This is a genomic window from Pirellulales bacterium, from assembly GCA_019636335.1.
Taxonomy (GTDB): domain Bacteria; phylum Planctomycetota; class Planctomycetia; order Pirellulales; family JAEUIK01; genus JAHBXR01.
Genome location: JAHBXR010000008.1, coordinates 15,370 through 30,586, shown reverse-complemented (window position 1 = coordinate 30,586; position 15,217 = coordinate 15,370). Strand labels below are relative to the sequence as shown.

General features: G+C 64.0%; 8 protein-coding genes. All 8 read left to right on the top strand.

Annotated features, from left to right (window positions below; all coding sequences use genetic code 11):
• The first annotated feature begins 292 nt into the window (after nt 1-292).
• A complete protein-coding gene (locus KF708_09910) occupies nt 293-2,257 on the top strand; it encodes a redoxin domain-containing protein (GenBank protein MBX3412990.1) in 1,965 nt (654 codons plus the stop codon).
• A 432-nt stretch (nt 2,258-2,689) separates the two neighbouring features.
• Nucleotides 2,690-3,997 (top strand): DUF1501 domain-containing protein, encoded by a 1,308-nt coding sequence (locus KF708_09905; GenBank protein MBX3412989.1) that lies wholly within the window; start codon nt 2,690-2,692, stop codon nt 3,995-3,997.
• Between the two features lie 233 nt (nt 3,998-4,230).
• Complete coding sequence (locus KF708_09900; GenBank protein ID MBX3412988.1) at nt 4,231-6,777, top strand: pre-peptidase C-terminal domain-containing protein; 2,547 nt, start codon at nt 4,231-4,233, stop codon at nt 6,775-6,777.
• Nucleotides 6,778-6,887: 110 nt separating this feature from the next.
• Nucleotides 6,888-9,335 carry a DUF1553 domain-containing protein gene (locus KF708_09895; GenBank protein MBX3412987.1) on the top strand — a complete coding sequence of 816 codons (2,448 nt, stop codon included), beginning with the start codon at nt 6,888-6,890 and terminating at the stop codon, nt 9,333-9,335.
• A gap of 150 nt (nt 9,336-9,485) precedes the next feature.
• Nucleotides 9,486-11,447, top strand: a complete 1,962-nt coding sequence (locus tag KF708_09890) for a hypothetical protein (GenBank protein MBX3412986.1) — start codon at nt 9,486-9,488, stop codon at nt 11,445-11,447.
• Nucleotides 11,448-11,590: 143 nt separating this feature from the next.
• The gene (locus tag KF708_09885; GenBank protein ID MBX3412985.1) at nt 11,591-11,812 is read left to right on the top strand and encodes a hypothetical protein; all 222 of its coding nucleotides are present in this window, start codon (nt 11,591-11,593) and stop codon (nt 11,810-11,812) included.
• A gap of 61 nt (nt 11,813-11,873) precedes the next feature.
• Nucleotides 11,874-12,425, top strand: coding sequence for a hypothetical protein (locus KF708_09880; protein ID MBX3412984.1), 552 nt, complete (start codon nt 11,874-11,876; stop codon nt 12,423-12,425).
• Nucleotides 12,426-12,731: 306 nt separating this feature from the next.
• Nucleotides 12,732-15,116: a DUF11 domain-containing protein gene (locus tag KF708_09875; protein ID MBX3412983.1), complete on the top strand. Its 2,385-nt coding sequence runs from the start codon at nt 12,732-12,734 to the stop codon at nt 15,114-15,116.
• Nucleotides 15,117-15,217 lie beyond the last annotated feature (101 nt).

Sequence of the window (15,217 nt, the reverse complement as noted above, 5' to 3'; positions counted from 1 at the left end):
GGCGACCAGCGAGGCCGGCGAAGCTGGCGAGCTTGCTGAATCGAATAAACCGCCGGCGCTGGCCGGAGCCGAAGAGGTTGCGGCCGATGCTGCGGCGGAGGCGACCGCGCAAGTTCCGGCAGCTTCGCCGACGGAGCCAGCCCCCGAGACTCCACCCCCGGCGGACGCGACGGCCGAGGAACCCGCCCCTGCGACTCCTGCCGCCGAGGCCAAGCCAGAGCCCGAAGCAGAGCCCGCCATGCCCGACCATCCGTTTCCCCGCAAGCAGCCGGCACCCTCGCTCGATGGCGGCCTGGGTTGGTTGAACACGGCCGGTCCGATCGACTTGAAGGATCTGCGTGGCAAGTTCGTCGTGCTCGACTTCTGGACCTACTGTTGCATCAATTGCATGCACGTGCTGCCCGAGTTGAAGAAGCTCGAGAAGGCCTACCCGAATGAAGTCGTGGTGATCGGGGTCCACTCGGCCAAGTTCGAGACGGAGCAGGATACGCAGAACATCGCCGATGCGATTCTGCGCTACGAGATCGAGCACCCGGTGGTGAACGATGCCAATCACGTGATCTGGGACAAGTACCAGGTCAACAGTTGGCCCAGCCTGCGGATCATCGATCCCGAAGGCAACCTGGTGGCAGGTCAGGGGGGAGAGATCCCCTTCGAAGTGCTCGATCAGTTTTTCAAGCAGGTCATTCCCTTCTATCGGAATGCGAAATTGCTTGATGAAACGCCGGTGCATTTTGCGCTCGAGCGCAGCAAGGCGGCCGAGACGCCCCTGCGCTACCCGGGCAAGATTCTCGCCGACGAAAAATCGGGACGGCTCTTCATTGCCGACAGCAATCACAATCGCATCATCGTGACGAAGCTCGACGGCACGCTCGTCGATACGATCGGCACGGGCGCCATCGGCAAGCAGGATGGCGACTTCGCGACCGCCACGTTCGATCATCCGCAGGGGATGGCGCTGCTCGACGAGACGCTCTACGTCGCCGATACCGAAAACCATCTGTTGCGCAAGGTCAACCTGGGGGCCCGCAAGGTCACCACGATCGCGGGCATCGGCAGACAGGGACACAGCCCCTGGCTGGGACTCAATCTCGACGGTCCGCCTCTCTCTCGCGAACAACTTCCCGAGCGGTACGTGGCAAAGCCGCTCGAGGCGGGGCTGAATAGTCCCTGGGATCTCTGGATCCACGGACCGAACTTGTACATCGCCATGGCCGGGCCACATCAGATCTGGCGCATGCCGCTCGACGAGTCGGAGATTGGCCCCTACGCGGGCAACGGTCGCGAGGACATCGTCGACGGCCCCCTGCTGCCCGAAGCGCCCTACGAGCAAGGATACTCGTCGTTCGCGCAACCGAGCGGTCTCTCGAGCGATGGCGAATGGTTGTACGTCGCCGATAGCGAGGGGAGCTCGATTCGCGCGGTGCCCTTCGACGAAAAAGGTGAAGTGCGCACCGTCGTCGGCACTTCGCACTTGCCGTTCGCGCGCCTGTTCACGTTCGGCGATGTCGATGGCAAGTTCAGCGAGGCCAAGTTGCAGCACGCCCTGGGAGTCGTCTTTCAGCCGGGCAAGCTCTATGTGGCCGACACCTACAACAACAAGATCAAGGAGGTCGATCTCGCCACCGAGACCGTCGCGACGCTCTCCGGCACCGGCCAGCCGGGCACGGCGGACGAACCGGCCGAATTCGACGAACCGGCGGGACTCGCCTATGCGGCGGGCAAGCTCTATGTCGCCGACACGAACAATCACCTGATTCGCGTGATCGACCTGACGACGGCGAACAAGGTGTCGACGCTCGAGATCAAGGGGCTCGCCGCGCCCGAGAAGCCGAAGGTGGAGCTCAAGCCCCTCTCTTCCAGCACGCCCCCCGAGGTGCTCAGCGAGGAGACATTGCAGGCGGTCGATGGCGCGATCAAGTTGGCCGTGTCGATCGAATTGCCCGCGGGCTACAAGCTGAACGATCTCGCGCCGATGGCCTATCGCGTGGAAGCGGCGGCGAAGGAGGGGCCGGTCGATCGCGCGAAGATTGGCGGTACGGTGCGCGTCGAGCCAGCGGCGAAAGATTTCGAGATTTCCGTGCCGGTGGCTTCGGCCTTGGGTATCGACAAGCTCAAGGTGACGGTCGTGTACTACTACTGCCAGGAGTCGGACGAGGGGTTGTGCAAGATGAAGACCGCCTCGTGGCTGATCCCGGTCAAGGTCTCGGACGACAGCGGTCTGGACCGTTTGAAGTTGAAGACGAAGGCCGAGTAACCGCCCCCGGAGTGTCTCCGCCACCGACACGATCGCGGCAGACCGCGCGGTTTGCGCCTTTTTCACAATCGCTACAAGCGAGCGCAACCGTTGCTGGTGCAAGACTCTAGGGTGATCGCAAATCGCCCAGCAGAAGGCGCGATAATTCTTTGACAATCGCCCTTCGATCGAGTAGTTTGAGACCACGATAGGCCAGTGTTTCGTACCTTTGCGGTGCGCGACACGGCTGCCGCCAGGCGACGCCGAGGCAGCGGCCTACCTACCACACCACACGCCATAACGCCGGTGGACGCGCGCGTTGCTGTAGGACGCATCGTGTTGTGAGCCATCGGACCCGCCCCGTACAACTGCGAGTGTCAGCGATCGCGTGCCAGTTGGTACGCGCGGCATCTCGCGCCATCCGATTCGCAACCAGACGACGGAGAACGACTCATGCGCATGCGTAGCTCCAGCCTGAATCGTCGCGGATTCCTCACTGTCGGAGCGGTTGCCGGCGTGGGACTGACGCTGGCCGACTTCTTCGCGATCGAGCAGGCCCGCGCCGACCAGAAGAATTACGAGCACATCGCGGCCAAAGCGCAGAGCGTGATTCACATCTTCCTGCCCGGCGGCATCGCTCATCAGGAGTCGTTCGATCCCAAGCCCTACGCCCCGATCGAGTACCGCGGCGAGATGGGAGTGCTGCAGACGAAGATTCCGGGCGAAGTCTTTTCAGAAACGCTCCCCAAGACGTCGCAGATCGCCGACAAGCTGACCGTTTGCCGCGCCATGTCGCACGGCGAAGCGGCGCACGAGCGCGGCACGCACAACATGTTCACGGGCTATCGTCCCAGCCCGGCCTTGATCTTCCCCAGCATGGGGAGCGTGGTGAGTCATGAATACGGCCCGCGCCACAATCTGCCGCCGTACGTCTGCATTCCGAACCAGCCGAACGAGTTCGCCGGCACGGGCTACCTGAGTTCTTCGTTCGCGCCGTTCAGCCTGGGGGCCGATCCGGCCTCGGGGGGCTTCAAGGTGCTGGACCTCAACCTGCCCGAGGGGGTCGACGAGCCGCGCTTCACGCGTCGCCGTTCGGCGCTCGAAGCGGTGAACGATTATTTCCTGAAGAAGGAAAAGGCCGACGCGATCGGCGCGATGAACACGTTCTACGATCGTGCCTACAGCCTGATCAGCTCGGAGTCGGCGCGCGAGGCATTCAACATCGACGCCGAGCCGGCCGAGATGCGCGACGCCTACGGCCGCAACGAGGCCGGTCAACGCATGCTCATGGCGCGTCGCCTGGTGGCGGCCGGCGTACGGTTCGTGTCGCTCACCTATGGTGGTTGGGATATGCACAACTCGATCGTCGCGGGGATGCGGAACCAGATGCCGGCCTTCGATCAGGCCTTTGCGCAACTGATCGCCGACCTCGATCAGCAGGGTCTGCTCGATTCGACCCTGGTGATGGTGTCGAGCGAGTTTGGCCGCACGCCGAAGATCAACGGCACGGCGGGCCGCGACCACTGGCCGAAGGTGTTCAGCGTCGTGCTGGCCGGCGGCGGCGTGAAACGCGGCTCGGTCTATGGCGCCTCGAACGCCGTGGCCAGCGAGCCGGAGCGCGACGAGCTGAACCCCGCCGATCTGGCGACCACGATCTACAACCAGTTGGGCATCGTCGCCGACAAGGAGTTGATGGCGCCTGGCGATCGGCCGATTGAAATCGTCGATGGTGGCAAGGTCCGCAAGGAGTTGCTGGCCTGATTCAACTACCCGGCTGACCTGGCTCGCGCGTGGCGAACCATGCGCGAGGCACGGGTCGACCGGAGTTAGCTCGCACGAGCGAGTAACCGAACACCTGGCGCCGCGCGTTGCTCGTCTGCGTGTGGCCCGATCCCCCCCGAAGACGAGCACGCAACCCACGGCGCATGCGTGGACGAATGATCGGTGGGATGTGCCGATCGTTTGCGATTAGCGAATACACAAGGGTTTGCCCTATGAACGTCACTTGTCGCTGCGCGGTCGGAAATCTGCTTCCTCGCCGTATGTTCTTGGTTGCCGCACTCTCGTGGGCATTGTTGGTCGTGAACGCCACGCTCGTCGAAGGGGCCAGTCCTTCGCTCGGCTCGATCAGCCCTCAAGGGGGACAACGCGGCACTGAGCTCGACGTCACGTTCAACGGCGCGCGCCTGGCAGATGCCCAGGAGATCTACTTCTACGAGCCGGGCATCTCCGTGGTGAGTCTCGAGGCGGGCAATGACAAGGCCGTCAAGGTCCGGCTGGCGATCGCCTCCGACTGCCGTCTCGGTACGCATGGCATGCGCGTGCGCACTGCCACGGGCATCAGCGAGCTGCGGACGTTCAGCGTGGGGGCGCTGCCCGAGATCGGCGAAGCCGAGCCGAACAGCGAGTTCGAAACACCCCAGAAGGTTGACCTCGGCGTCACGGTCAACGGCGTCGTGCAGAACGAAGATGTCGATTACTTCGCGGTCGACGTGAAGCAGGGACAGCGCATCACGGCCGAGATCGAAGGCATTCGCCTCGGCAACACGTTCTTCGATCCCTACGTGGCGATCATGGACAAGGGACGCTTCGAACTGTCCAACTCGGACGATGCGGCGCTCGTCTGGCAGGATGGCGTCGCGTCGATCGTCGCCCCGGAAGATGGCACTTACTACGTGCAGGTTCGCGAAACCGCCTTCGGGGGCAACGGCGCCTGCAACTATCGTCTGCACATCGGTGGATTTCCGCGTCCTACGGCCACGCTGCCCGCGGGCGGTCGGCCGGGCGAAACGCTCGAGGTGAAATTTCTTGGTGACGTGGCGGGCGAGTTTGTCCAGCAGGTCACGCTACCCAGCCAGACGGTGCGCGATTTCCGACTTGCGGCGCAGAACGAGGCGGGAGTGGCTCCCTCGAGTAATGTCTTCCGCATTTCGGATTTGCCCAACGCGATCGAGGCCGAACCGAACAACGGCCTCGCCGAAGCGACGGTCTTCACTCCCCCGGCGGCGCTCGGTGGCGTGCTGGCTGAGCCGGGTGATGTCGATTATTTCCGCTTTGCCGCCACGAAGGGGCAGGTCTACGACCTGCGGGTCTTTGCCCGCTCGCTGCGTTCGCCCTTGGACAGCGTTCTTTCGGTTCTGCGTGGGACGGACGGCGCCGGGCTGGCCGGCAACGACGACAATGGCACGCCTGATAGCTACCTCCGCTTCACCGTGCCCGAAGATGGCGAATATGTCCTGCAGATGCGCGACCACTTGAATAAGGGGGGCGTCGACTACGCCTATCGCATCGAAGTCGCGCCGGTGACGCCCTCTCTGGTGATGGGACTGCCCGAGCAGTCGCAGTTCGTCGACATTGTGGCGCCGGTGCCGAAGGGAAACCGCGCGGCACTCCTGGTGAGCGGATCGCGCACCGATTTCGGGGGCGAGCTCTCCATTGAACTCAAGGATCTGCCCCCAGGCGTCACGTACGAAACCATGCCCATGGCCGCCAATCAGTCGATCGTGCCGGTGCTGCTCACCGCCGCGGCCGATGCGCCCCTCGGCGGATCGCTCGTCGACGTGATCGGTCGCAACGCCGATGCCAACGTGCCAGTCGAAGGTCGCCTGTTGCAGACCACCTCGATGGTGCGCGGACAGAACAACATCCATGTGTGGGACCACTTCAGCGAGCGCATGGCGACCGCCGTGACGGATGAATCGCCCTACGCGATCGAGATCGTGCAGCCGCAGGTGCCGCTGGTCCGCGATGGCACGATGAACTTGAAGATCGTGGCCACGCGCCAGGAAGGCTTCACCGCGCCGATCGCCGTCCGCATGCTGTACAACCCGCCGGGGGTCGGTTCGTCGGGCTCGGTTTCGATTCCCGAGGGACAGAACGAAGTCCTCTTGCCCCTGAACGCGAACAGCGGCGCCGAGATCCGCACGTGGAAGATCGTGGTCATCGCCGATGCCACGGTCGATAACGGCACGGTCTCGGTCGCCAGCCAACTGGCCGATCTGGAGATCGCCGAGCCCTTCTTCACCTTTGCCTATGGGCAAGCGGCCGTGGAAAAGGGACAGGAGACTGACGTCGTTGTCACGGTGACGAAGAATCGCGACTTCGCAGGCCCGGCGACGGTCGAATTGCTCGGCCTGCCGAACGAGGTGACCACCGCGCAAGGCGAAATCACCCAGGATTCGACCGAGTTGGTCTTCAAGGTCAAGACCACGGCGAACTCCCCTGCCGGCAAGCATCAAACGCTGCTCTGCCGCGCGATCGTGACCGCCCATGGCGAACCGATCACGCACATGATCGGCACGGGTTTGTTGCGTATCGACGAGCCGTTGCCGCCGAAGGCCGATGCGCCGGCGCCGGTTGCCGCGGCGCCGATACCCGCCGCCGAGGCTCCGCCGGAGAAGCGACTCACGCGGCTCGAGCAATTGCGACTCGATCGCCAGAAGGAAAAAGAGGCCCGCGCCACGGCAGCCGCCGCGCCGGCCGAAGACGCCCCCGCCGAACAGCCGGCCCCGGAACCTGCCGCGGCCGGTGGTGGCCAGTAACGTATCGCACCACGTGCGGCGCGACGAGCGACCACGCCGACGCGCCCGACCGAGAACACGACACCGAGATCACCAAGTCCCTCCCGACTTGACCGCCCGAGGATGACGCGATGAACCTGCTCTGTGGAAACGCCAGAGTCACGAAGTTGCTCGCCGTGTTGCTGTTGGCCGTGCCGGCGTTGGCTGCGGCGAGCGATGCGAAGTCGATCGTCAAGATCGGCGTCTATCCTCCCGACGTGCAGTTGACCACGTCGCGCGATCGTCAGCCGTTCATCGTGCAGGGGGTGCGTGCCGACGATGTGACGCTCGACATCACCGACGAAGTGCAGGTGAAGCTGCTCGACCCCGCCCTGGCGCGGCTCGAAGGCAATGTGCTCTATCCCGTCGCCGATGGCGAGACGCAACTCGAAGTGCGCTTCGAGGAACATGTGGCGACGATTCCGGTCAGCGTGCGTCAGGCGACCGAGGATCGGCCGATCAGCTTCAAGCTCGACGTGATGCCGGTCTTCATGCGGGCCGGCTGCAACACGGGGAGTTGCCACGGGGCCGCGCGCGGTAAGGATGGTTTCCGTTTGTCGCTTTTCGGCTTCGATCCCGACGGCGATCACTTCCGCCTCACGCACGAGATCAGCGGTCGGCGGATCAATCTCGCCCTGCCCGCCGAAAGCCTGTTGATGGAAAAATCGGTCGGCAGCGTGCCGCACACCGGTGGCAAGCGCTTCGACGACCAGAGCGAATACTACGCCACCCTCCTGCGCTGGCTCGAGGCGGGCGCTCCGGCCGATGGCGGCGCCGTCCCCCTTTGCGAAACGGTCGAGCTCTATCCGCCCAAGATGGTGCTCGAGGGGGAAGGGGCCCAGCAACGCATGATCGCACGGGCCAAGTATGCCGATGGCACGGACCGCGACATCACGAATCTGGCCGTCTTTCTGACGAACAACGACAACTCGGCGGCCATCACTCCCGAAGGGCTGGTGACCGCCGGCGCCCGGGGCGAGGCGTTCGTAATGGCCCGCTTCGATACGCACACGGTGGGCTGCCAGGCGATCGTCCTGCCGGCGAATCTCGAATATTCCCCCCCCGAGGAATCGGGGGGCAACTATATCGACGAGCTCGTCGGGGCGAAGTTGCAGAAGCTACGTATCTTGCCGAGCGGCCTCTGTTCGGACGAGATCTACCTGCGACGCGTGACGCTCGACATCACCGGACGTTTGCCTACGGCCGAGGAACATGCCGCCTTCGTGGCCGATCCATCGACCGAGAAGCGGGCCAGGCTGGTCGACGAGCTGCTCGAGCGCAAGGAGTTCTCCGAGATCTGGGCCATGAAATGGGCCGAGCTGCTCATGATTCGCTCGACGATCAACGTGAGCTACAAGTCGGCCTTTCTCTACGCGAACTGGCTGACCGAGCAGATCTCGAACAACGTGCCGCTCGACAAGATGGTGCAGGAACTGCTCTCCTCGACGGGGGGCACGTTCACCAATCCGCCCACGAACTACTACCAGATCGAGACCGACACGCTGAAGACGGCCGAGAACGTGGCCCAGGTCTTCATGGGCATTCGCACGCAGTGCGCGCAGTGCCACAACCATCCCTTCGATCGCTGGACGATGGACGATTACTACTCGTTCGCGGCCTTCTTCGCCCAGATCGGTCGCAAGACGGGAGAAGACTACCGCGAGACGATCGTCTTCAACTCCGGCGGCGGTGAGGTGGGCCACCTGATCGGCGGCCGTGCGATGACGCCCAAGTTTCTCGGCGGCGCCACGCCCGACCTGGCCGGCCGCGATCGACGCGCCGTGATGGCCGAGTGGCTCGCCTCGTCGGAGAATCCCTTCTTCGCCACCAGCGTCGCCAACCGCGTCTGGCAGCACTTCTTTGGCGTGGGCATTGTGGAACCGGTCGACGATTTCCGCATCAGTAATCCGGCCAGTAATCCCGAGTTGCTGAATGCCCTGGCGCAAAAATTCACCGACAGCGGTTACGACTTCAAGCAACTGGTGCGCGACATCTGCAACTCGAAGGCCTATCAGCGCACCACCGAGGTGAACACCAGCAACGAATCGGACCAGTTGAACTTCGCCCATTCGCGCGTGCGGCGCATCAAGGCCGAAAACCTGCTCGATGCCATCAGCCAGGTGACCAGCACGAAGGACAAGTTCCAGGGCCTGCCCGTCGGGGCCCGTGCCACGCAGATCGCCGACGGGGCGACGAGTACCTACTTCCTGAACACGTTCGGCCGCTCGACGCGGGTTTCGGTCTGCTCGTGCGAGGTGAAGACCGAACCGACCTTGAGCCAGGCCTTGCACCTGCTGAACGGCGATACGTTTCAGCAGAAGATCGCCGGCGGCGGGCTGGTGAAGTCGATGCTCGATGTCGGCCAGACGCCCGAGCAGGTGATCGACTCGATCTACGTGCGTTGTCTCTCGCGTCACGCGACGCCCGAGGAGGCGGAGAGGCTTGCGGCGATCGTAAACGAGGACGAGAACCAGCAGCGCGGCCTGGAAGATGTCTTCTGGGCGGTGTTGAACTCGCGCGAGTTCTTGTTCAATCACTAAGCGAACAGTGGCAGACTTTGACTGTTCGTGCGAGTCGGAATGAGAGAGAAGTGGCACAGGCTGCCAGCCTGTGCCTGAATGGAAGAAAGAGCTGATGACAGTGTTTCGCACAGGCCAGCGACCTGTGCCACTGAAATACCGGAGAGGGTGATGATGATGGTGACAAGATCGGCACGGAGCAGGCTGAAGTGGCAAGGCATCCCGGGTGGATCGCTCGCCCTGGCGGCGATCGTTCTGTGCGGCGCCGCGCCGCGCGCGCTGCAGGCCGAGGAGCCCGCCAAGAAGGTCACCTACGCCGACGACGTAAAGCCGATCTTGCGCGAGCACTGCTTCAGTTGCCACAACATGTCGAATGCGAAAAGCGATCTCGCGCTCGACGACTACGGACGGCTGATGGCGGGCGGAGCCAGTGGCGAGGTGGTGCTGGCGGGCGATCTCGATAGCTCGCGCCTGTGGATGCTCGTCTCGCACCAGGAAGAGCCCAAGATGCCCCCCGAGCAGGACAAGCTGCCCGAGGCCAAGCTTGCCGTCATCAAGACGTGGATCGAAGGCGGAGCGCTCGAGAACTCGGGCTCGGTGGCCAAGCCGAAGAAGCCCAAGGCGAACCTGATGCAATCGGCCGGCGCCGCGCGGCCCGAGGGTCCGGCGATCATGCCGGAGAACATCTCGAAGCAGCCGCTGGTCTACACGCCCCGCACCACGGCGGTCGCCTCGATCGCGGCAAGCCCTTGGGCCCCCGTCGTCGCGGTGTCGGGACAGAAGCAGGTGCCGCTCTACCACAGCGATTCGGGCGAACTGCTCGGCGTGCTCCCCTTTGCCGAAGGGACGCCCGAGGTGCTGCGCTTCAGTCGTAGCGGCGCCCTGCTGCTCGCCGGTGGTGGTCGTGGCGGGCACTCGGGGCGCGTCGTCGTCTTCGACGTGAAGAGCGGCGAACGCGTCTTCGAACTCGGCGACGAGCTCGATACGGTCCTCGCGGCCGACATCAACGAAGATCACACCCGCGTGGCACTCGGCGGACCGCAACGCGTGGTGCGCATCTTCGACACGGAAGACGGCACGCAACTGCACGAGATCCGCAAGCACACCGAGTGGGTCTACGCCATCGAGTACAGCCCCGACGGCGTGCTCCTGGCCACGGCCGATCGCAACGGTGAGTTGATCGTGTGGGAGGCGGAGACGGCCCGCGAGTATCAGAACCTCAAGGGACACACCGCGGCGGTGAACGCCGTGAGCTGGCGTCTCGATTCGAACCTGTTGGCCAGCGCCAGCGAGGACGGCTCCGTCCGCCTGTGGGAAATGGAGAACGGCACGCAGGTCAAGACGTGGAACGCCCACGCCGGGGGGGTCGCCTCGATCCACTTCACGCACGATGGGCGTCTCGTTACCGCCGGGCGAGATCGCCAGGTGAAGGTGTGGGACCTCGAAGGGAAACAATTAGTCGCCTTCGAGGCGCTGCCCGATCTGGCGCTGGCCGCCACGTTCACGCACGATGGAGCGCGGGTCGTCGGCGGTGACTGGACCGGTGCGCTCAAGCTGTGGAACGTGGCAGACGGCGTGCAGGTGGCGGCACTAGCGACGAATCCGCCCACTTTGGAGATGGCCGCTCTGGCAGCGGCGGACGCCGCCGCGGCCGCCAAGGTCGAGGCCGAAAAGATCGCCACCGAGTTGGCTGCCGCCGAGCAGGAACTCGCCGCGCGAACCACCGAGGCGCAAGCTGCCGCCGCGGCACTTGCTCCCGTACAGGCGGCCGCCGATGCCGCCGCGGCTGAATTGGCAGCCTCGCAATCGTCCGCCACGGCGGCGAACGACACGCTCGCCGCACTGAGAACGGCACTGGAAAAGGCCGAGGCGGCCAAAGCAGTCGCCGACAAGCTCGCTGCCGAAAAGGCCGAGCGTGAGAAGGTCGCCGCCGCTGCACTCGCTGAGGCGAAGACCATCGCCGATGCGGTAGTCGCAGCTCAAATCGCGGCCCAGCAAAAGGCCACCGAACGCCGCACCGCCGCCGACGCGGCCACGGCGAAGGCCACCGCGACGCAAGCCGCCGCTGAGAAAGCTGCTGCTGAAAAGGCAGCGTTCGAAGCGGCCAATCCGCCCGCTACCGCGGGGAACTAGCCTCGGCGGACGTCAGCCATCTCTAAGCGTGGCGTAGCAGAATCTGGGTTGCACGGGCTTTGCCCGCGTTGGGCAGATTTCTCGCGATTCATCGGCATTGCCTCGCAACTCGCGAATGCCAACAATAGGCATGGAGGCAGTCTATGAAGAAATCACGCGAATCGAAGCAAGTCCAGCGTCCTCGCATCGATGTGACGGGTTACGCAGGGCAGTGGCTAGCGCTCGACCCAGAGAGCTATGCAGTCGCGGCAAGCAATCCATCGCCAAAGCGCGCGAGCGAAAAAGCCCGCGCGGTCGGTGTTGAGGATCTCATTCTGCTGTTCGTCCCCACGTCGGATGCCTTTTTTGTCGGCGCCGGGGCATGATCTTTCCCTACGTCGAGTTGTACCGCGAAGGACGACTGCGCCCGCTGCGATTGGTGATGTTATGGAAGAGACCAACACAGGCCTGTGGTGGCGCATTTGCGCGTTAATCGACGCGGTGGGTGGGAGCGTATTTTGCTTCCTCGTTGTAGCTTTTTTCGATGTCGTCATGAGCGGCAGCTTTCTGTTCTCGTTTCTCATCTGCCCGATCTGGTTTCTCGTTGCTGTGGTTCTGGTCTTGGTTCAGCGCCCGAATTGGAAAGTGGGCGCCGCTCGAGTTCTTTTTCCAGTCGTCACCGGAATACTTGTCGTCGCGAATTCGTCGCTGCAGGGAAGAATCGCACGGGCAAATGCGGCACGAGTTATTCAAGCCGTCGATCAGTACCACCAGGCGAACGGCGACTATCCTGAACAATTGGAGGATCTCGTCCCGCAGTATTTGAGCTCGGTTCCGCGGGCGAAGTACTGCTGCTCGCAAGGTGCATTCGCCTATTGGGGCGCGGAACGAACCGATTACATGGCGTCACAACGCCCCATCCTTGTCTGGTGGCAGATTCCTCCATACGGCCGCAGGATTTACTCATTTGAGACGGGCGAGTGGAGTTACTTGGATTAGCGGCAAGCGTTAAACGGATGCAGCACGGGCAGAGCCCGTGGCACCCGGGGTTGTCCCCGCTTCAGCTTCGCGTTCGTTCGTGCATAAGCGCCGAATTTGCGACTCGGTCGTGTCGCTTCTAACGATCATCCGGCCTCGTTTTCTTTTCGCCACGCGCTTTGTTGAAAACTTTCATCACGTGGCGAAAACGCGTGCTAGGTTTCCATAGCCGAAAATCTTGCCGCCATCCCGAGAGTTTGCCTGCCGGCTAAACTCCACGCGGTGCGAAAATTCGGTGGCCGATTCCTCCCCACGGCACGCCTGCTTATGTCGCGCATGATTCCACAATCCGCGCTCGCGCTGCGCGCCGCCATCCTGCTGGCGGTCGCCGCGATCATGTCTTCGACCGCTCCGCGGGCCGAGGCCATTCTGCACGAGTTGTGCATTCCCAATGCCGTGCGCATGACCCCCAAGCCGGGGTGCAACCCCGGCTGCCAGCATTCGGCGTGCATCAGCATCATGCCGGGCACCGTCGTGGCGCCGGTCGGCGCCGAGGTGGTGATGGTCGCCGGCGTGTGCGGCCACGACGGCTATCTGCACAGCGATCAACGCGTCGAGTGGATGATCGATCCCTCGAGCGAAGGTTTTATTGTTGATGTCGGGAACGGAACTTTCCACGATCACTTGCGCAAGTGGCACGAACGCGCGCACAAGGTGGACAACACTTTTGCGGTCGGACGTACCGTGCATCACGGCATCACCCTGACACGTGGCACGCCGGCGCCCGAGGACGACGTGCCCGTGCTTCCCGGTCAGGCGTGGATTACCGTCACGTCGAGCCGCGAAGGGACGAGCGACGTCACGGCATTCGCGCCCGATGTCTTCGGTTGGGATGCACGCCTACAGCGGGCCCGCATTCACTGGGTCGATGCCACCTGGATGTTGCCCCCCGCGGCGACGAATCCCGTCGGCACGCGTCACGTGATGACCACGACGGTGGTGCGTCAAAGCGATCAAACGCCGATCCAGGGCTATCGCGTGCGTTATGAAGTGCAGGGGGGGCCGGCGGCGGGCTTCGCTCCCGATTGCTCGCCGACGATCGAAGTTCCCACGAACGAACTGGGACAGGCCAGCGTCGAGCTGTTCCAGCAATCGCCCGCGCCGGGCACCAATATCATCAGTATTCAGATTATCCGCCCGGCCGACTTTCCCGGTGGAGATGGGCGCCGCCTGGTGCTCGGTACCGGCTCGACGCAAAAGACGTGGGTCTCGAACGATCTGGCGCTGCGCATCAGCGGTCCAGCACAAGCGGCCGTCGGCGGCAACGCCGTCTATCGCATCGAGATCCACAATCCGTCCGGTTCGGCGGCACGCGACATCGTAGTGAGCGATCAACTGCCCGCGGGCATGTCGTTCGTGTCGAGCCAACCACCGACCCAGGCCGCTACCGGCCGGCTCGAATGGCGCTTCGCCGAGATCGGTCCGCGCCAGACGCAGACCATCGAGGTGACGCTCCGGGCCGATCAACCGGGCACGGTGCAGAACTGCGTGACCGTCGCTAGCGCTGCCGGTGTGACCGCGCGGGAGTGCGCTACCACCACGGTGCTGGCCTCGGGGCTCGAGGTGCGCATGACCGGTCCGCCGCAAGCCCAGGCGGGCGAAACGGTCAATTTCGAGGTCACGGTGACCAATCGCGGAGGAACTCCGGCGACGGGCATCGTGATCGTCGATCGTTACGATCCGGGATTCGAGCACGCGACGCGCGCCAATCCGATCGAACGGAACCTTCCCGATCTCGGGCCGGGCGCTTCGCGCACGATCGCCGTGCAATTGCGGGCGTTGCAGCCAGGGCAACAGTGCAACCGCGTCGAGGTCCTCGCCGCGGGCGGTTTGAGCAGCTCTGCCCAGGCATGTGTCAATGTGACGGGAACCCCCATCGTGGCGCCGCCACCGGTGGTGCCGGGCGAAGAGCCCCCGCCGACCACGCCGAATCCCGCGCAGATCAAGGTCGAGAAGACCGGACCGACGCTCCGCAATGTGGGTGGAGTGGCCGAGTTCACCATCCGCATCACGAACATCGGCAGCGTGCGGGTGACGAACCTGAAAGTGGTCGACAACTACGATCCCGGCCTGAATCCCGTGATGGCCACCGATGGTCGGTACTTCATCGGCAACGATCTCGCCTGGAGCATCGATGGTCTCGATCCGGGGCGCTCGGCCTTGCTCGAGGTACATTGCCGCTGCACGCAGGCCGCCGCCCAGACGTGTAACCGCGTGACGGTCACCACCGATCAGGGGGCACGCGCCGATGATGATGCGTGTCTTGAAGTTCGTCCGGTGCAGGGTGGGCTCACGATGACGGTGAGCGACACGCGCGATCCCGTGACAGTCGGTGGCGACGTGACGTACGAGGTCGTCGTGCGCAACACGGCGCAAACGCCCGACAGCAACGTCGCCGTGAGCGTGACGCTGCCGACCGAGTTGAGTCCTGTCTCGACAGGTACGCAGGGGCCCTCGGCGCATACGATCGTCGGGCAGGCGGTCACGTTCCAACCGGTTGCGCAAATACCCGCGGGGGGGACGTTGACTTATCAGGTGCAGGCGCGCGCCAATCAGGCGGGACAGGCCCGCGTCACCGCCACGCTGAATAGCCAATCGCGGATGCAGGCCCTGACGGCCGACGAGACGACCGCCATCTTCACGCAGCGCTAGACGCTTGCGCGTTGCTTCTTTGGCGTCGCGCCACTCCTCGGTGGGTCGCGAGAAGGCGAGACTGGCTGGTTCCCTGGCCGCCGGCCCGGTAAGATTCGTCC

Excerpts from the sequence above, each read along its gene's own strand:
- KF708_09905 (MBX3412989.1), top strand. The coding sequence starts at position 2,690 with ATGCGCATGCGTAGCTCCAGCCTGAATCGTCGCGGATTCCTCACTGTC.
- KF708_09900 (MBX3412988.1), top strand. The coding sequence starts at position 4,231 with ATGAACGTCACTTGTCGCTGCGCGGTCGGAAATCTGCTTCCTCGCCGT.
- KF708_09895 (MBX3412987.1), top strand. The coding sequence starts at position 6,888 with ATGAACCTGCTCTGTGGAAACGCCAGAGTCACGAAGTTGCTCGCCGTG.
- KF708_09890 (MBX3412986.1), top strand. The coding sequence starts at position 9,486 with ATGATGATGGTGACAAGATCGGCACGGAGCAGGCTGAAGTGGCAAGGC.
- KF708_09885 (MBX3412985.1), top strand. The coding sequence starts at position 11,591 with ATGAAGAAATCACGCGAATCGAAGCAAGTCCAGCGTCCTCGCATCGAT.
- KF708_09880 (MBX3412984.1), top strand. The coding sequence starts at position 11,874 with ATGGAAGAGACCAACACAGGCCTGTGGTGGCGCATTTGCGCGTTAATC.
- KF708_09875 (MBX3412983.1), top strand. The coding sequence starts at position 12,732 with ATGTCGCGCATGATTCCACAATCCGCGCTCGCGCTGCGCGCCGCCATC.